Below are 17,064 nucleotides of genomic sequence, written 5' to 3'. Positions count from 1 at the left end.
TGACACAACCCAACACTCGCCGACACCTCACCGCCCAACCCCCACCCCACCGCGAGCGTGCGCAAACTCCCGCCCGCGCCCGGCGTGTCGCCCGCAGACACGCACGCTCGCGGGAGAAGTGAAGCCCGGGAGAAGTGAAGCCCCGCGAGAAGCTCAGCCCCTGGTGGCTGCGCCCACCAGCTCGGGGTGGAACTGCGTCACCATGCGGCGGATGCCGTCGCGCCAGTCGACGGTGCTGCTGCCTGCGATCTCGCGCAGCCGGGTGCTGTCGGTGGGTCCGCCGCGCAGTGCCTCGTCGCTGACCTCGAAGGTGGGCTCGCGACCTATCAGCGAGCCGATGTAGGAGCACCACTCCTGGATGCTCACCGTCTGCTCGCCGCACCAGTTGACGGTGGTCGCCGGCACCGACGCCGCGTCGAGCAGTTTCGGCAGCATCGCGATGACGTCGTCCTCGTGGATGGGGTTGTAGCGGGCCGGTCCACCGGGAGGCACCTGGATCGGCATGCCGGACAGCATCATCTCCATCTGGAAGTACGGCCAGCCACCGTTGTCGCCGTACGGGACGTTGAGCCGGGCGATGATCGTCGGTACGCCGAGGGCGCGGGCCATCGTCCGCGCGACCACCTCGCCGGCGATCTTCGAGATCGAGTACGTCGGGAACAGCGACTTGTGGTTGTCGCCGAGCGCGGTGTCCTCGGTGCGCGGGTCGTCGTCCGGCGGGTCGTACACCGCGGCCGACGAGCAGTGCAGGAACGCCTTCGCGTCGGGGCAGTGCGCCATGAGCAGTCCGACGGACTCCGCGTTGGCGGCGAGGTCCTTGTTCCAGCGTCCGCTCTTGGCCACCGCAAGGTTCAGCACGTAGTCGAAGTCGGACGGTATCCCGGCGAAGTTGCCGGCAGCGAGATTGACTCTCTCGCACCGTATCCCGTCCCGTTCGAGTGCTGCGCGGGCTGCCGAATCCGTGAACCGGGCGATACCCCACACCTCGTTGTCGGCCGCAAGCGCGCGGGCGATCGGGGCAGCGACCTGACCGGTCGGGCCGGTGATGAGGATCTTGAAGCCGTGCATGGGCTGATGGTAGGGCTGGCCACCGCGCTCCCGCGGGCGTTCGGCCGTCGCGGTGGCCGACGGGGCCCGCCGACTAGGCTGCCACCCATGCGAGTGGGAGTGCTGGGCGCAAAGGGCAAGGTCGGGGCGACGATCGTCGAGGGCGTCGAGGCGGCCGACGACCTGACGTTCACGGCGGGCGTCGACGCCGGCGACGCCCTGAGCCTGTTCACCGACACCGACACCCAGGTCGTCGTCGACTTCACTCATCCCAGCGTCGTGATGGACAACCTGAAGTTCCTCATCGAGAACGGCATTCACGCCGTCGTCGGCACCACGGGATTCACCGACGAGCGCATCGCGCAGGTTCGGCAGTGGCTGTCGGCCAAGCCGGACGCCGCCGTGCTCATCGCGCCGAACTTCGCGATCGGGGCCGTGCTGTCGATGCAGTTCGCGAAGCAGGCCGCGCGGTTCTTCGAATCCGTGGAGGTCGTCGAACTCCACCATCCGCATAAGGCCGACGCCCCGTCGGGCACTGCAGCACGGACGGCGCGGTTGATCGCCGAAGCCCGAAAGGGGTTGCCGCTCAGCCCCGATGCGACGAGTACGGGGATCGACGGCGCACGCGGCGCCGACGTCGACGGGGTGCGCGTGCACTCGGTGCGGCTGGCGGGCCTCGTCGCGCACCAGGAGGTGCTGTTCGGCACGCAGGGGGAGACCTTGACGATCCGGCACGACAGCATCGACCGCACGTCGTTCGTGCCCGGCGTGCTCCTCGCCGTCCGGCACGTGGCCGAACGTCCAGGGCTGACCGTGGGCATCGAGCCCCTGCTGGATCTCTAACCCATGAGTTCCGACGGAGCCCGCGCGCTGCGCATCCAGATCCTGATCGGACTCATGTGTCTGGCTCTGCTGACGTACTTCGTGCTGCTGGGGCGCACCGCCGTCGAACTGATCGCCTCGGGCGAACTGGCCGCCGTCGGTCTCGGCGCGGCCGTGCTGCTCATGCCCATCGTCGGGCTGTGGGCAATGGTGGCCACGTTGCGTGCCGGGCTGGCGCATCAGCGCCTCGCTCGACAGGCCCGCGAGCAGGGTCTCGAACTCGACGTCACCGACCTGCCACGCAGGCCGTCGGGACGCATCGAGCGCGAGGCCGCCGACGCCCTCTTCCAGGAGGTCAGAGCGGAGGTCGAGGCCGAACCGGACGACTGGCGCCGCTGGTACCGGCTGGCGCGGGCTTACGACTACGCCGGTGACCGGGGACGGGCACGCGAGACGATGAAGAAGGCCGTCCAGTTGGAGCAGCGCGGGTGAAGACGCTGCTGATCGTCCATCACACGCCGTCGCCGCACTGCGCGGAGATGTTCGAAGCCGTGGTGGCCGGGGCGACCGACCCCGAGATCGAGGGCGTCGAGGTGCTGCGGCGCCCGGCGCTGACGGTCTCGCCGGTCGAGATGTTGCAGGCCGACGGCTACGTGCTGGGCACCCCGGTCAACCTGGGTTATCTCAGCGGTGCGCTCAAGCACGCGTTCGACCAGTCGTACTACCAGCTGCTGGACTCGACGCGCGGGCGGCCGTTCGGCGTCTTCATGCACGGCAACGAGGGGACCGAGGGAGCCGAGCGCGCGATCGACGGCATCACCGCCGGGCTGGGCTGGGTGAAGGCGGCGGAGACCGTCGTGGTCTCGGGCAAGCCGACCAAGCCGGACGTCGACGCGTGCTGGAACCTCGGTGCGACGGTGGCCGCCGGGCTGATGGGCTGAAGGCGCGCTGCGCTACTTCGCGTTTCGCATCGGCGCCGACGGGTAGTGAAACCCGATGCGAGCCCGAGGAACACGATGACCGTGCACGACGTCACCCCCACCCCGCCCGGAGCCCCGGCACGAGTACTGGTGGTCGTGTCGGCGGCCAACCGGATACCGCTGCGCGACGGCGGCGACGAACCCACGGGGACCTATCTGGGCGAACTGGTTCACCCGACCGATGCCATGCTCGACGCCGGCTTCGAGCTGTCGTTCGCGGCACCCGGCGGCCGGGCGCCCACGATCGACGGCACCTCGTGCAGCCTGATGTACTTCGGGTTGTCGCGGGTCAAGCGCGACGAGGCGTTCGCCAGCTACGCCCGTCTGCTCGACCTCGGCTTGGGTAGTCCGAGACCGTTGGCGGAGGTTGCGGCCGACGCCGCCGCCCTCGAGACGTTCGATGCCTTGTTCGTTCCCGGGGGACACGCGCCGCTGGTCGATCTGCTGCGCCGAGACGCCTTCGCCGGTGACCAGCCGAACGCCGACTTCGGTGCCGTGCTGCGCTCCTTCCACGATCGCGGGCGCACGACGGGGCTCATCTGCCATGCGCCCGCAGCACTTGCCGCTGCACCGGAGGACGACGGCCGCTGGATCTACGACGGTTATCGGATGACCGCCTTCAAGACGGTGGTCGACACGATGTTGTCGTCGGTTCCCGTGGCCCGACGGTTCCACGGTCGCCTCCCCGACGACCCGACACGCTGCTCGGCTCGCGCGGCGCGCGGATCGAGCAGACGAGACTGCCGATGGGCAGCAAGGTCGTCGAGGATCGCGAACTCATCACCGGTCAAGACCCGTACTCGGCCGAGGCCTTCGGCACGGCGTTCGTCGACAAGGTGCGTCGTGCGGTCCGGGTGCCGGTGACGTAGGCCGCCGTTCGCCATCGCCGACTGGCCCCGATCGGGACGTCACTTCGCTACGGTTCCAAGATCAGGAACTGACCGAGGAGACCCATGCCCGGATTCGCCGAACTCGCACTGGCAGGCGCTCCCATCGCAGGCGGCGCGCTGCTCGGCGTCGTGGCAGGCAATCTGCGTGGACCCGACCTGCGGGGACTGATCAAGCAGGACATGGACCTGCTGGAGCGCCTGCCTGCCGATCAGGTGGAGCGCCGCGCCGAGTTGCAGCGGGTCATCGACCTACGGGTCGACGACATCATCGACGGCGTCGACCGGAACCGCACGATGCGCGAGGTCGCTCTGTCGTATCAGGGCAACTGGCGCGACATCGTGCTGTTCCTCTGCGGAATCCTGTTCACCATCGTGTGGTGGAACGTGCCGCACAGCCGCGCGAACTGGTTGCTGATGTTCATCGTGATGATCATCGTGTCGTTCGCCGCGGGTCTCTACGCCACCCGCGGGATCGTCCGGGCGCTCCGCTCGGTGGTCCGCAGCGACGACCCTCAGTAGTGGTAGGTGTCCGACGGTGCGGGCGCGTGATCGGGGTCGTCGCTGAACTCCGACTCGTGGATCCCGTAGGCCTTGGCCAGATCCAGGATCTTGTTGGCGCGGGCGATGCGGGGCAGGTCGGACCCGTTCCGGATCTCGCCTCCGTCGCGTTGGAACTCCGCGAAGAACTCCTTGGCCCAGCTGATCTCTTCCTGCGACGGTGACAGGCCCTCGTTCACGGTGGGGCACTGGTCCGGCGTCAGGCAGATCTTCCCGGTCATGCCGAACTCCGCCGACACCGCCGTCGCCTCGCTCAACTTCAGCGCACTGGAGCCGACGGTGGGCCCGTCGATGGCGCTCGGCAGGTGAGCGGCCTTGGCGGCGATCGTGAATCGCGACCGCGCGTAGGCCAGCGTCGCGGGATTGTCACCGAAGCCGGTGTCGCGGCGGAAGTCGCCGATGCCGAACGCCAAACGGAAAGTGCCCTTGGCCGAGGCGATCTCGGTGATGCGCTCGAGTCCGCGGGCCGTCTCGACCAGCGCCACGATGGGTACGTCGGGTAGCCGCTTCGCGGTCTCGCTGACGTGGTCGACCGACTCGACCATCGCCAGCATGACGCCACCGATCGACGTGCCGTCGAGCATCGCGAGGTCGTCGGCCCACCACGGCGTGCCGAACCCGTTGATCCGCACCCAGTCCGAATTGCCGTCGGCCAACCACCGGGTCACGTTGTCCCGGGCGGCCGCCTTGTCCTTCGGCGCCACCGCGTCCTCGATGTCGAGCACGACGATGTCCGCGCGTGAATGCGCGGCCGGAGCGAAGCGGTCGAACTGCGCACCGTTGACCAAGAGCCAACTGCGGGCCAGCACCGGGTCGATGCGAAACCCTGGGGCGCTGGGGTCGGATTCTGAGAAGGCTTGGTCGTACACGCGCCAATCGTCGCCTACCGGGCCTCGCCTGGGCAAAACGTTGCCACCCGCGGCCCGCCGCGCTATTGATGACACATGCCGATCAACCTGGTGAATCCCGACGGAGTGCCGGACAACGGGCTGTACCACCACGTGGCGGTCGCGAGCGGGTCGAAGCTGATATTCGTCGCAGGACAGGTGGCCTCTGGCGCCGACGGGGCAGTGGTCGGCGGCGGCGACCTGGCCGCTCAGGTCGAGCAGTGCTACCTCAACGTGGCGAGCGCGCTCGCAGGCGTGGGCGCCACGTTCGCGGACGTGGCGAAGCTGACGGTGTACCTCGTCGACTGGACGCCCGAGAAGATGGGTTCGTTCGTCGAGGGCAGGGAGCGCGCCATGACGGCTCTCGGCATCGACCACGCGCCGCCGTTGACGGGGATCGGGGTCGCCGCGCTCGCCGAACCGGATCTGCTGGTGGAGATCGAGGCGACGGCCGTCCTGGACTGACCGCTAGCGCAGGTTCGCGCCGAAGACCCGCTCCATCGCCTGCCAGTGCCGCTCGGACGCGGCCTCGTCGTAGGGGCCGTTGTCCGGCACCGCGAAACCGTGTGCGGCGTCGTAGGTCTCGATCTCGTGCTCGACGCCCGCCGCGGTCAAGGCCTCGTCCAGCGTCTTGGCCTGCTCGGGGGTGAAGGATCCGTCGTCCGTCGCGCCGCCCACGTAGACGGTCGCGCGGATGGCGTCGGCAAGCAGGTGCGGGCTGTCGTCGTCGTTGGAGGCGAGGCCGCCGCCGTGGAACGACATCGCCGCCGCCACTCGCTCGGGCAGCCGGCCGGCGACGATCAGCGACGTGCGGCCGCCCATGCAGTACCCGGTGGTGCCGAACGTCGAGCCGCGCACTTCCGGCCGGGACTCGAGGTAGTCGAAGAACGCCGCCGCGTCGCGCGCCATGATCTCGGGGGTGACGTTGGCGATCATCCCGAAGAGGCGCTTGCGCTCGCCCTGGTCGCTGAACACCGTCGCCATGTCGAACGGCTCCCAGCCCGCGTCGCGGTAGTACACGTCGGGCACCAGGACGGCGTACCCGAGCGCGGCGAGGCGTTCGGCCATGTCGACGAAGGTCTGCCGGACGCCACCGGCGTCGGGGTACATGACCACGCCGGGCCACGGGCCGCTGGAAGCGTCGCCGTCGGGCGTGCTCAGCGTGACCTGGCAGGTTCCGTCGGGGGTGGTGATGACGTCGTTGATCGTCGGCATGTGTCCGTTCTACTCCTGGGAGGTGGACGTAAGCTGACCGAGTGCCGACCGCAGCGCCGATTCCCACCCCGTACGAGGATCTCCTGCGATTGGTCCTCGAGACCGGGGTCGCCAAGGCCGACCGCACCGGGACGGGGACGCGGAGCCTCTTCGGTCACCAACTGCGCTATGACCTGGCGGCCGGCTTCCCGCTGATCACCACCAAGAAGGTGCACCTCAAGTCGGTCGTCTACGAACTGCTGTGGTTTCTGCGCGGCGACTCGAACATCTCGTGGCTGCACGAGCACGGTGTGACGATCTGGGACGAATGGGCCGACGAGACAGGCGATCTCGGGCCGGTCTACGGCGTGCAGTGGCGGTCCTGGCCGACGCCGTCCGGGGAGCACATCGATCAGATCAGCGCGTCGCTGGAGCTGTTGAAGCGTGACCCCGACAGCCGTCGCAACATCGTCTCGGCATGGAACGTCGGCGAGATCCCACAGATGGCCTTGCCGCCGTGCCACGCGTTCTTCCAGTTCTACGTCGCCGACGGCAAGCTGTCCTGCCAGCTGTACCAGCGCAGCGCGGACCTGTTCCTCGGCGTGCCGTTCAACATCGCCAGCTACGCGCTGCTGACCCACATGATGGCCGCGCAGGCGGGACTGCAGGTAGGCGAGTTCGTCTGGACCGGCGGTGACTGCCACGTCTACGACAACCACGTCGAGCAGGTCACGCTCCAGCTCAGTCGCGACCCCCGGCCCTACCCGGAACTCGTTCTCGCGCCCAGGGATTCGATCTTCGACTACGTCTACGAGGACATCGCCGTCGTGAACTACGATCCGCATCCAGGGATCAAGGCGCCGGTGGCGGTGTAATGGGCGTCGGCCTCATCTGGGCCCAGTCGACGTCGGGAGTGATCGGTCGCGACAACGGCATCCCGTGGCGGCTCCCCGAGGACCAGGCCCGCTTCAAGGACGTGACCATGGGGCACGCCGTGGTCATGGGCCGGCTGACGTGGGAATCGCTGCCGGCGAAGGTGCGGCCGCTGCCGGGCCGTCGGAATGTCGTAGTCACGAGGCAGTCTGACTTCGTGGCTGACGGTGCGACGGTAGTGGGTGACCTGGCGGATGCACTCGACCCGCGGTACGCGGCGGACGAGGAGACCTGGGTGATCGGCGGCGCACAGATCTATGCGCTGGCCCTGCCGCTGGCCACGCGGTGCGAGGTGACCGAAGTGGACGTCGATCTGCCTCGCGAGGACGGCGACGCGGTCGCGCCGGTACTCGACGAGCAGTGGACCCGGACCGACGGCGAGTGGCTGACCAGCGCAGCCGGCCTGCGGTACCGGTTCTCCACCTACGTGCGGGCATGACGCGACTGACGGCCGATGCTGCCCGCCGCACCGCGATCGCGGCTCAGGGCTTCGCCGAGCCCAAGCCCAGCGGCCCGGTCACCCGCGCCCACCTGCGCCGGCTCGTCTCGCGCATCCAGGTGTTGCAACTCGATTCGGTGTCGGTCGCGGTGCGCGCGCACTACGCGCCGGTGTTCAGCAGGCTGGGGCCCTACGACCGGGACGTGCTGGACCGGTCGGCGTGGAGCCACAGCGCCCGGTCACCTCGGCTGCTGGTCGAGTACTGGGCGCACGAGGCCGCGCTGATGGCGGTGGACGACTGGCCGCTGATGCGGTTCCGGATGCGTGAGTACGAGCACGGCCGGTGGGGGCGGGAGATCGTGCGCAACAACGCCAAGCTCGCCGAGGACGTCGTCGCCGCGGTGACCGAACTGGGGCCGTCGACGGCCGGACAGATCGAAGCGCACCTGGAGTCAGAACCGCGCGGCCGCAAGGGTCCGTGGTGGGATCGCAGCGAGACGAAGTGGTTGGCCGAGGCCCTCTGGTCGGCTGGTGTGCTGACCACCGCCACGCGCGTCGGCTTCGCCCGTCACTACGACCTGACCGAACGGGTGCTCCCACCCGAGGTGCTCGCCCGCGAGGTCGACGACGAGGAGGCGGTACGCGAACTCGTGCTGCGCGCGGCCACGTCACTGGGCGTGGCCACCGAGACCGACCTGCGCGACTACTTCCGGCTGAACCCGAAGCAGAGCAAGCCCGCGGTCGCGGCACTGGTCGCCGAGGGCGAACTCGAGCCGGTCGAGGTGCAGGGCTGGGACGTTCCGGCGTACCTGCGCGCCGGCCAGACCGTCGCGCGGCGGGACCGCGGCACCGCGCTGCTGTGCCCGTTCGACCCGCTGATCTTCTTCCGGCCGCGCGTCGAGCGGATGTTCGGCTTCCACTACCGCATCGAGATCTACACCCCGGCGGCGAAGCGTCAGTTCGGGTACTACGTATGGCCGTTCCTGCTCGACGGGCACCTGGTTGGTCGCGTCGACCTCAAGGCCGAGCGCAACCGCCCCGACGGATCGACGGCGCTGCACGTCGTCGGCGCGTTCACCGAACCGGGTCGCGACCCGGTTCGGGTCGCGACCGCACTGGCCGTCGAGTTGCGGTCGATGGCGTCGTGGCTGGGGCTGTCGGATGTCGTCGTGGGCGAACGGGGTGACCTGGTGACGGCGTTGCGCGCCGCGCTCTGACGCCGCTATTACATCCGCGGTGATCCCGTCGGAGAACGCGGTGCTACGGCAGACTCGAGCCATCTCACCGACGCGAGGGAGCCGAACGTGGACGTAGTGCGCACACCCGACGAGCGATTCGCAGGCCTGTCCGACTTTCCCTTCCCGCCGCACTACCTTGAGGTCGGGTCGGGAGACGGGGGCGTGCTGCGCATGCACTACCTCGACGAAGGGCCCCGCGACGGTCAGGTGGTGCTGCTGTTGCACGGTGAGCCGTCGTGGAGTTACCTCTACCGCTGGATGATTCCCGTGCTGGTCGAGGCGGGCCTGCGCGCAGTAGCGATTGACCTGGTGGGCTTCGGCCGCAGCGACAAGCCGACCCGCCGCGAGGATTACACGTACGCCGCGCACGTCGACTGGACGTGGTCGGCCATCGAGACGATCGGACTCACCGACGTGACCTTGGTGTGCCAGGACTGGGGTGGACTCATCGGACTCCGGCTGGTCGGTGAGCATCCCGAGCGCTTCGCGCGGGTCGTCGCCGCGAACACGATGCTTCCGACCGGCGACCACCATCCTGGCGAGGCATTCCTGGCATGGCAGCGGTTCAGCCAGGAGACTCCGGAGTTCCCCGTCGGCCGCATCGTCGACGGCGGATGCGTGTCATCGCTGCCACCCGACGTCATAGCCGCATACGACGCGCCGTTTCCGGATGACACGTACAAGGCAGGCGTCCGGCAGTTTCCGTTGCTGGTGCCTACGAACCCCGATGACCCGGCTGCTCCGGCGAACCGGGCGGCGTGGGAGGTGTTGAGCCGGTTCGACCGACCGTTCCTGTGCGCCTTCTCGGATTCGGATCCGATAACCGCCGGCGCGGACGCCGTCCTGCGCAAGCTCATCCCGGGGGCCAAGGGCCAACCGGAGTTGACGATCGAAGGCGGTGGTCACTTCCTGCAGGAGGACAAGGGGCGTGAATTGGCCACCGCCGTCGTCGAATTCGTGCGGTCGACGCCCCGCTAGCTCCGCTTGGACACGTCGCCGTGCAGTTCGGGCCACGGCGGGCGGCGCACCATCGCGATCCCGGCCAACGTGGCCGAGACGAGACCGACGAGTATCCCCAGCATCGCGACGCGGGTGGCGTCGACGGCCGGTTCCCACACCGGCTTGCCGTCCTTGACGACGAACACGCCGACCGGCTTGGTCACCGGGATCGCGATCGATCCGTCGGCCATCTCGTAGTGCTCGCCGAACACGCCGGAAGTCGTGGCGGCGCGGTCCCGTTCGGTGCGTCCGGGCGCTTCGTGAAGGTTCATGGCTCCTGCTTACTCCCTACTGGTCACCGGCAGGTGTACCCGCCGTCGATCGGCAGGCTGACGCCGGTGATCATCGAAGCGTCGTCGCCGAGCAGGAAGCTGATGGGACCGGCGATCTCGTCCTCGGTGGCCCACCGCCCCAACGGCATCTGCTCCAGGAACGGCGGGCCGACGTCGGGCCGACCCCAGTAGTACTCGGACATCTCCGTCATCACGACGGTCGGGTTCACGCTGTTGACGCGGATGTCGTAGCGGCCCAACTCAAGCGCCGCCACCCGGGTGATGTTGTCCAGTGCGGCCTTCGACGATCCGTAGGAGATGTGGCCGGTCAGCGCCACCAGGCTCGCCTGACTGGACACGTTGACGATCGACCCGCCACGACCACGGGCGATCATTCCCGGTGTGGCGTACTTGATCACCAGGAGGCTGCCGCGGGCGTTGATGCTCATCACCGTGTCGAACACCTCGATGTCGGTGTCCTGCGGCGTGGCGATCTCGCCACCGAAGCCTCCGCAGTTCACCACGCCCCACAACTCAAGCGGCGAGACCGCCTCCCGGACTTCGTCGGCGGACGCGAGGTCGAAGGGCACTGGATGAGCGCCCGTCTCGTCTGCGAGCCTGCCGAGTTTCTCCGGGTCCCGGCCGCCCGCGTACACCGTCGCGCCCTGAGCGACGAGCCAGCGGACGGTGGCCGCTCCGATGCCACCGCTCGCCCCCGTCACCAGCACGCCGCGTCCGGTGAAGTCGCTCATGCCGCTCAGCAGTTCGACCTGTAGGCCGCCGCGCCGCCGTCACCGTCGAGGTTCTCCTGCGTGATGATCGTGAACCCGGTCTGCACCTTCTTGGTGTTCTGTCCGCCGTCGAGCGCCGTGACCGCCTCGTCGACGCCGAACTTCCCGATCAGCCCGGGATCTTGGGCGACGAGCGCCTGCACGGTGCCCTCGCGCAGCGCCTTGATCTGGTTGGGGCCCGCGTCGAAGCCGACCACCTGCACCTGTCCGCTCTTGCCTGCCTGCCTGACCCCGGTCGCCGACCCCTCGGCCGAGAACAGGTTGGTGGCGAACACGCCGACCAGATCGGGATCCTTCTGCAGCTGGGCGCCGATGAGCTGCGCGGCGGTCGCGGGATCGTTGTGGCTGTACTGCACCCCGACGTATTGGAACTTGCCGTCCGCCTTGACGGCTTCCTCGAATCCCTTCGCGCGTGCGTCGGTCGTCGAGACTCCCGGGTCGATGTTCATGACCATGACCTTGCCGCCCTCGGGACGCAGCGCCTTGATCGCGTCGAACGCCGCCCGGCCGCCGCCTTCGTTGTCGCTGGCGATCTCCGATGCCGCGTAGGACGGGTCCTCGGTGGTGGTGTCGACGAGCACCACCTTGATGCCCGCGTCGGCCGCCTGCTGCAGCGGCTGCTGCATGGCCTGGACGTCGGTCGGGGCGACCAGCAGCGCATCCGGCCTGCTGGCGATGATCGAGTCGAGGATCGGCTTCTGCAGCGTCGGGTCGAACTTCTGCGGGCCCTGGGTGGTGACGCGAACGCCGAGCTTCGCGGCCTCTTCCTGTGCGCCGCACTGCATCGTGATGTAGAACTGGTCGCCGGTCACGCCCTGCAGGAACTGGATGTCGTAGTCCTTGCTCGCCTTGGCGGGCGCGGTGACGGTGGTGGCGGCAGCGGCGGCCGCCGCACCGCTGGTCGACTCACCCGACGGCGCCGACTCGGGTTTGGACGACGTGCACGACGGTAGGACGAGCACCAACGCGCCCAATGCCCCCGCCATCAGCCTTGCCCGGTTACGGTTCACTGCTTCTCCCTTCGATTGGAACTCGGGGACCTTCTGCGTCTGAGGAGGCCTGAGGAACGTGCTCCGCGCATGGCGGCGGCGCGGCGTGACTGGTCGACGTAGACGGCGGCGATCAACACCGAACCCACTGCGACGCCCTGCCAGAACGGCTGCACGCCGATGATGACGAATCCCGACTGCAGGACGGCGGGGATGAACAGTCCGACGACGGTGCCGAAGATGGTGCCCTGGCCGCCGAAGATCGACGTACCGCCGATCACGACCGCGGCGATCACGTTGAGGTTGGTCAGCGACTGCCCGGCGATGGTGGTGGTACCGAACTGCGCGAGCGAGAGGATGGCGCCGATGCCGGCCAGCGTGCCGGCCAGCGCATAGACGGACACGAGGTGGCGCGTCACCTTGATGCCGGTGCGACGGGCGGCTTCCTCGTTGGATCCGATGGCGTAGGTGTAGCGGCCGAACCTGGTCCTGTGCAGCACGATTGCGCCGACGACGATGATCACCAGTGCGATGAAGGGGAGACCGGGGACGCCGAGGATCTTGGTGTAGACGCTGAAGTCGGTGAGTTCGTCGGGCACCGACCGGATGTCGATGCCGCCGGTGAGCACCTGCGCGAGTCCGAGCGCGATCGACAGGGTGCCGAGCGTGACGATGAGCGCGGGCACCTTGGCGACGGCGACGAGAACGCCGTTGAAGACGCCCCAGGCCAGACCGCCCAGGACGGCCGCCACCATCCCCGCGGCCGCCACGCCGATCCCGGTGCCGCCCATCGACTCCATCACCTTGGCGGACACCACCGAGGAGAACACCAGCACCGATCCGACCGACAGGTCGATCCCCGAGGTGATGATCACGAACGTCATGCCGACGCCGAGCACCGCCCACACCGCGACGTTCTGCGAGATGAGCGAGAAGTTGCCCGCCGACAGGAACCGGTCCCCGGCGAGGACGGTGAAGCACGCGCAGATGACGACGAGCACGCCGAGGATCCAGAACGCCTGCAACCCGAGGATGCGCTTGAGCACCGACTCCGACGGTTCGGACCCGTCGTCGCCACCGCTGACGACGGCGGGGTGGTTCGCCAACGTGCTCATGCAGCACCCTCTTTCGCGTCGAGGGCACCGGTCATCGCCCCGACCAACGTCTCGACCGACGTGTCCCGCGCGGGATAGGTGGCGACCCGCTTGCCGAGCCGCAGCACCTGGATGCGGTCGCACACCTCGAGTACGTGGGGCATGGAGTGACTGATGAAGACGACCGCGATCCCGCTGTCGCGAACGCGTTTGATCGAGTCGAGGACGTTCTTGGTTTGCACGACTCCGAGCGCCGCCGTCGGCTCGTCGAGGATGAGCACCTTCTTGGCCCACGCGATGGCACGGGCGATGGCGATGCCCTGGCGTTGGCCACCGGACATCGCGCCGACGGGGGACGACAGCGACCGCACCGTTGCCCCGATGTCGGCGAACGACTCGGAAGCCCTGCGGCGCATCTCCTTCTCGTCCATGAACCCGAGGTGCCCGAGGATTCCGCGGTGCGGGATCTCGCGGCCGAGGAACACGTTCTGCACCGGGTTCAGATGCGGGGCGAGCGCGAGGTCCTGATACACCACCTCGATGCCGAGTTCCTCGGCCCGGCGCGGGGACGACAGGTGCACCGGCGTGCCCTCGAAGAGGATCTCGCCGTCGTCGAGGTCGAGGTTGCCCGACAGCGCCTTGATGAGCGTGGACTTGCCTGCTCCGTTGTCGCCGATCAACCCGACGACCTCGCCGGCGTCGACGTCGAAGTCCGCGCCGTCCAACGCCCGGACGTGCCCGAACCCGCGCGAGAGGTTCCGTGCCTCGAGAAGTGTGCTCACGTCCAGCCTTTCGTGATCGGCGGCCAGGTGGTGCCCGGCCGGCAGACGAGCAACCCGACGTCGCCAACGACGTGCCAGTCACCGGACGCGGCGGGGACCACCAGGGTCTGTCCGCGTGCGACGTCGAGCGGTTCGCCGGATTCGGACGTCAGCGTTCCCGAACCCGACACCACCACTGCCACCGCGAATCCCGCCGCGACGGCGGAACCCGGTGTCAGCAGCTCCATCCGGAAGTACGGCAGGGCCTCGTCGGGCAGCACGGCAGTCGTTCCGCTGCCGGCCGTCGCGTGTCGCGTCAGCTGGGTGACGTCGGGTGTGGCCCGGGTGTCGACGGCCGACAGCGCCACGTCCCTGGGAAGGCCCAGGAACGCCTCGTCGTCGGTGGCGGCGGTGTCCGCGTGCTCCAACAGGATCGACTGATCGGTGGGCTCCTGCGCCTCGACCAGGAGGATCCCCGCACCGATGGCGTGGGGCGTGCCGCCGGGTACGAACACGCCGTCGCCAGGCCGCACCGGAACCCGATTCATCAACGCCAACATGGCCGTCGCGTCCTGGGCGTCGACCAACTCCGACAGCCGAGCCGGGTCGACGTCCTCGCGCCAGCCGAGCCACACCGCGGCGTTCTCCTCGGCCGCCAAGACGTACCACGCCTCGCTCTTGCCGTAGGCGCAGCCGAGGTGCCGCGACGCGTACGCCCTGGTCGGGTGCACGTGCACCGGCAGTCGCTGGCCGGCGTCGAGCAACTTGACCAGCACGCCGGTGTCGCCCGGCTCGCCGTCGTCACGGCCCAACCAGCCCAAAGGATCTGCGCGTACCGCGTCGCGGAGCAACGTGCCGTCGGCCAGCCGGGCCGGGCCGAGGTCCGGCTCGCCGAAGCGGGCCACGGTGGCTCCCACCCACTCCTCGGGGGAGCGGTCGCCGACGGACGCGATGCCGCGCCACGCGGTCAGCGCGAGGCCGCCCGCGTACCAGTGCGGCACGACGTTGGGGGGTAGGAGTTGCGGCTGCACGGCCGTCGGGAGCCTCCTTCAAAGTGTTACCTGGGTCACGTTCTGCGCCGACAGTACGCCACCCGCGCCGCTATGTCACCGGTGTCAGGCGAAGAGCCCGCCCGGCTCGTGACATCGGTGACATACTGGCTGCCTGCCCAGCGGGAGAAGGGAACGTCGATGGCGACCATGCGCGACGTTGCCCAGCGTGCCGGGGTCAGCGCCAAGACGGTCTCGCGCGTGGTGAACGACGACCGGTACGTCTCGGCAGACGTTCGCCAACGCGTCGAGCGCGCGATCTCCGAGCTCCAGTACGTACCCAACTCGCTCGCCGTCAGCTTTCGGGCCGGGCGGGACGCCGCCATCGGCGTCGCGGTACCCGGCGTCGCAGATCCGTTCTTCGCCAGCATCATTGGCGCCGTCGAGAGCGAGGCGAGTCGACGGGGCGTCGCGGTCATCGTGACCGGCGTCGGCTGGGAGCCCTCGCACGAGCAGCGATCCATCGAAGCGGTGCTGAAGCGTCAGGTCACCGGGATGATCATCTGCCCGGTCGGCCACGACATGTCGTACCTGCGACCATGGCAGGCGCGCACGCCCCTGGTGTTCGCCGACCGGGAACCCGCACGGCTGACGGCCGATGCCGTCGTCCAGGACGACGTCGGCGGTGGCGAGGCAGCGACCCGGCACCTGATCGGCCACGGACATCGCAGCATCGCGTTCGTCGGCGACGACAGTTGGACCGGCCAGCGACGGCTCAAGGGCTGGCAACGGGCACTCGACGGTGCGGCGCTACCGCGGCGCAGGGACCTCGCGCACCTGGGTGAGGTCGACGTCGACACGCTCACTCCCACGTTGGCGCGGATGCTGGAGACGCGCGACCCACCGACCGCCGTGTTCTCCTCCAATGCGCGCTGCACGGTGTCGCTGCTGACGGTGCTGAGAGCACTGCGGCGCACCGACGTCGGCTTGGTCGGATTCGGCGACTTCCCGACGGCAGCGGCGCTGACCCCGGCCGTCACCGTCATCCATCAGGACGGCGACGCGATGGGACGGTTCGCCGTCGACCGGCTGTTCACGCGGCTGGATCAGCCCGCGCGCAAGCTCCGTCGGCGAACCGTCCTGCCCGTGTCCCTGGTGACCCGGGAGTCGTGCGCGTTGCCAGGGGCGGAACCAGCCTGCGGACACGGCGGCGTGGCAGGGAAGGCCCGGCCGGCCGTCAGCTGATGACCTCGAGGAGTTCGGCGACGGCGTCGGCGATCGCGGTGCGCGCCGGCGCCAGGTACTTCCGCGGATCGGTGACTGCGTCGTCGGCGCTCAAGTAGTCCCGAACCCGTTGCGTGAAGCGGACGTTGAGCAACGTGCCGACGTTGATCTTCACCAGCCCCGCGCTCACCGCCGTGCGGAGGTCGTCGTCGGCGACGCCGGACGAGCCGTGCAGCACCAGGGGTACCGGCACTGCCTCGCACAGCCGTGCGATCAGGTCGAAGTCCAGGCGCGCCACGCGGGTCGCCATCGCATGCGAGCTGCCGACGGCCACGGCGAGGGCGTCGACGCCGGTGGCTCGGACGAAGGCAGTCGCTTCGGCCGGGTCCGTGCGCACCCCGGGGGCATGCGCGCCGTCCTTGCCGCCGACCTCGCCGAGTTCGGCCTCGAGGAACATCCCTCGTGCGTGGGCCCAGTCGGCTGCGGACCGGGTGGCCTCGACGTTGGCGTCGTACTCCAACGCGGCGGCATCGAACATCGCCGAGCTCACGGGGGTGTCGGCACTCGCGTGCAGCAGTCGCACGTCCTCCACGTGGTCGAGGTGTATCGATGCCGGAATCGGGGCCTCGGCTGCCACTGCGGCGGCGGCGGCGACTATCGGGCGCAGCTGGCCGCGATGGAACTTCACGGCGTTCTCGCTGATCTGCAGGATCACCGGGCGTCCGGCGAGTGCGGCACCGTCGACGATAGCCTCGGCGTGCTCGAGGGTGATCACGTTGAACGCGGCGATCCCGGTGCCTGCCCGCTGCGCTTCGGCGACGAGGTCGGCGGTACGGGCGAGGGGCATGTCGACGATCCCTCCCGGTGGTGCTCACCGACGTTCGCGTGTCTTGACAAGTTTCCAACGAAGTACAACCGTATCCATCGACATCCAACTGAGCAAGGTGCGAAGCGAAG

21 protein-coding genes are annotated in these 17,064 nt (G+C 69.0%); 11 read left to right on the top strand and 10 right to left on the bottom strand.

Going from position 1 to position 17,064, the window contains the following annotated elements:
- Positions 1-153 precede the first annotated feature (153 nt).
- Positions 154-1,068, bottom strand: coding sequence for an NAD-dependent epimerase/dehydratase family protein (locus tag G6N61_RS08115; protein ID WP_163918061.1), 915 nt, complete (start codon positions 1,066-1,068; stop codon positions 154-156).
- Positions 1,069-1,155: 87 nt separating this feature from the next.
- On the opposite strand from G6N61_RS08115, the gene dapB reads away from it, so the two are divergent.
- From dapB to G6N61_RS08090, 5 genes are all read left to right on the top strand, one after another.
- The gene (gene dapB, locus G6N61_RS08110) at positions 1,156-1,890 is read left to right on the top strand and encodes a 4-hydroxy-tetrahydrodipicolinate reductase (RefSeq protein WP_163918060.1); all 735 of its coding nucleotides are present in this window, start codon (positions 1,156-1,158) and stop codon (positions 1,888-1,890) included.
- A 3-nt stretch (positions 1,891-1,893) separates the two neighbouring features.
- Positions 1,894-2,361: a hypothetical protein gene (locus G6N61_RS08105; protein ID WP_163918059.1), complete on the top strand. Its 468-nt coding sequence runs from the start codon at positions 1,894-1,896 to the stop codon at positions 2,359-2,361.
- A 47-nt stretch (positions 2,362-2,408) separates the two neighbouring features.
- The gene (locus tag G6N61_RS08100; protein ID WP_163924675.1) at positions 2,409-2,810 is read left to right on the top strand and encodes a flavodoxin family protein; all 402 of its coding nucleotides are present in this window, start codon (positions 2,409-2,411) and stop codon (positions 2,808-2,810) included.
- 75 nt (positions 2,811-2,885) lie between these two features.
- Positions 2,886-3,713, top strand: coding sequence for a DJ-1/PfpI family protein (locus G6N61_RS08095; RefSeq protein ID WP_163918058.1), 828 nt, complete (start codon positions 2,886-2,888; stop codon positions 3,711-3,713).
- A gap of 89 nt (positions 3,714-3,802) precedes the next feature.
- Complete coding sequence (locus G6N61_RS08090) at positions 3,803-4,258, top strand: hypothetical protein (protein ID WP_163918057.1); 456 nt, start codon at positions 3,803-3,805, stop codon at positions 4,256-4,258.
- On the opposite strand, the gene G6N61_RS08085 is transcribed toward G6N61_RS08090, so the two are convergent.
- Positions 4,252-5,166: an HpcH/HpaI aldolase/citrate lyase family protein gene (locus tag G6N61_RS08085; RefSeq protein ID WP_163918056.1), complete on the bottom strand. Its 915-nt coding sequence runs from the start codon at positions 5,164-5,166 to the stop codon at positions 4,252-4,254. The two genes, G6N61_RS08090 and G6N61_RS08085, sit on opposite strands and share 7 nt — an antisense overlap.
- A 75-nt stretch (positions 5,167-5,241) precedes the next feature.
- Between G6N61_RS08085 and G6N61_RS08080 the strand changes: the two genes are divergently transcribed.
- Complete coding sequence (locus tag G6N61_RS08080) at positions 5,242-5,649, top strand: RidA family protein (protein ID WP_163918055.1); 408 nt, start codon at positions 5,242-5,244, stop codon at positions 5,647-5,649.
- Positions 5,650-5,652: 3 nt separating this feature from the next.
- Here the strand turns inward: G6N61_RS08080 and G6N61_RS08075 are convergent, their stop codons facing one another.
- The gene (locus G6N61_RS08075; RefSeq protein ID WP_163918054.1) at positions 5,653-6,399 is read right to left on the bottom strand and encodes a dienelactone hydrolase family protein; all 747 of its coding nucleotides are present in this window, start codon (positions 6,397-6,399) and stop codon (positions 5,653-5,655) included.
- 41 nt (positions 6,400-6,440) lie between these two features.
- Between G6N61_RS08075 and G6N61_RS08070 the strand changes: the two genes are divergently transcribed.
- The 4 genes from G6N61_RS08070 to G6N61_RS08055 all read left to right on the top strand — a co-directional run bounded on the left by G6N61_RS08070 (position 6,441) and on the right by G6N61_RS08055 (position 9,966).
- A complete protein-coding gene (locus tag G6N61_RS08070; protein ID WP_163918053.1) occupies positions 6,441-7,253 on the top strand; it encodes a thymidylate synthase in 813 nt (270 codons plus the stop codon).
- Positions 7,253-7,750 (top strand): dihydrofolate reductase, encoded by a 498-nt coding sequence (locus tag G6N61_RS08065; RefSeq protein WP_163918052.1) that lies wholly within the window; start codon positions 7,253-7,255, stop codon positions 7,748-7,750. The genes G6N61_RS08070 and G6N61_RS08065 overlap by 1 nt, the downstream gene beginning before the upstream one ends.
- Positions 7,747-8,967, top strand: coding sequence for a winged helix-turn-helix domain-containing protein (locus tag G6N61_RS08060; protein ID WP_163918051.1), 1,221 nt, complete (start codon positions 7,747-7,749; stop codon positions 8,965-8,967). The genes G6N61_RS08065 and G6N61_RS08060 overlap by 4 nt, the downstream gene beginning before the upstream one ends.
- 87 nt (positions 8,968-9,054) lie before the next feature.
- Entirely contained in the window at positions 9,055-9,966 is a 912-nt protein-coding gene (locus G6N61_RS08055) for a haloalkane dehalogenase (protein ID WP_163918050.1), read from the top strand.
- On the opposite strand, the gene G6N61_RS08050 is transcribed toward G6N61_RS08055, so the two are convergent.
- Genes G6N61_RS08050 through G6N61_RS08025 form a run of 6 tightly spaced genes read right to left on the bottom strand, consistent with a single transcriptional unit; the run spans position 9,963 to position 14,925 of the window.
- A complete protein-coding gene (locus tag G6N61_RS08050) occupies positions 9,963-10,259 on the bottom strand; it encodes a hypothetical protein (protein ID WP_163918049.1) in 297 nt (98 codons plus the stop codon). The two genes, G6N61_RS08055 and G6N61_RS08050, sit on opposite strands and share 4 nt — an antisense overlap.
- 23 nt (positions 10,260-10,282) lie before the next feature.
- On the bottom strand, positions 10,283-11,011 hold the full coding sequence (locus tag G6N61_RS08045; protein ID WP_163918048.1) for an SDR family oxidoreductase: 729 nt from the start codon (positions 11,009-11,011) through the stop codon (positions 10,283-10,285).
- 5 nt (positions 11,012-11,016) lie between these two features.
- Entirely contained in the window at positions 11,017-12,060 is a 1,044-nt protein-coding gene (locus G6N61_RS08040) for an ABC transporter substrate-binding protein (protein WP_163918047.1), read from the bottom strand.
- Positions 12,057-13,154, bottom strand: coding sequence for an ABC transporter permease (locus G6N61_RS08035; protein WP_163918046.1), 1,098 nt, complete (start codon positions 13,152-13,154; stop codon positions 12,057-12,059). Before G6N61_RS08035 ends, G6N61_RS08040 begins: the two co-directional genes overlap by 4 nt.
- A complete protein-coding gene (locus G6N61_RS08030; protein WP_163918045.1) occupies positions 13,151-13,915 on the bottom strand; it encodes an ATP-binding cassette domain-containing protein in 765 nt (254 codons plus the stop codon). The genes G6N61_RS08035 and G6N61_RS08030 overlap by 4 nt, the downstream gene beginning before the upstream one ends.
- Positions 13,912-14,925: a class I mannose-6-phosphate isomerase gene (locus tag G6N61_RS08025; RefSeq protein ID WP_163918044.1), complete on the bottom strand. Its 1,014-nt coding sequence runs from the start codon at positions 14,923-14,925 to the stop codon at positions 13,912-13,914. The genes G6N61_RS08030 and G6N61_RS08025 overlap by 4 nt, the downstream gene beginning before the upstream one ends.
- A gap of 108 nt (positions 14,926-15,033) precedes the next feature.
- Between G6N61_RS08025 and G6N61_RS08020 the strand changes: the two genes are divergently transcribed.
- A complete protein-coding gene (locus G6N61_RS08020; RefSeq protein WP_235887457.1) occupies positions 15,034-16,128 on the top strand; it encodes a LacI family DNA-binding transcriptional regulator in 1,095 nt (364 codons plus the stop codon).
- On the opposite strand, the gene G6N61_RS08015 is transcribed toward G6N61_RS08020, so the two are convergent.
- Positions 16,121-16,954 carry a class II fructose-bisphosphate aldolase gene (locus tag G6N61_RS08015; RefSeq protein WP_163918043.1) on the bottom strand — a complete coding sequence of 278 codons (834 nt, stop codon included), beginning with the start codon at positions 16,952-16,954 and terminating at the stop codon, positions 16,121-16,123. The genes G6N61_RS08020 and G6N61_RS08015 overlap by 8 nt on opposite strands.
- Positions 16,955-17,064 lie beyond the last annotated feature (110 nt).

This window comes from Mycolicibacterium arabiense, assembly GCF_010731815.2.
In the GTDB taxonomy this organism is placed as follows: domain Bacteria; phylum Actinomycetota; class Actinomycetes; order Mycobacteriales; family Mycobacteriaceae; genus Mycobacterium; species Mycobacterium arabiense.
Note: the sequence above shows the minus strand (reverse complement) of the source record. Positions and strands in the feature narration are given on the sequence as shown.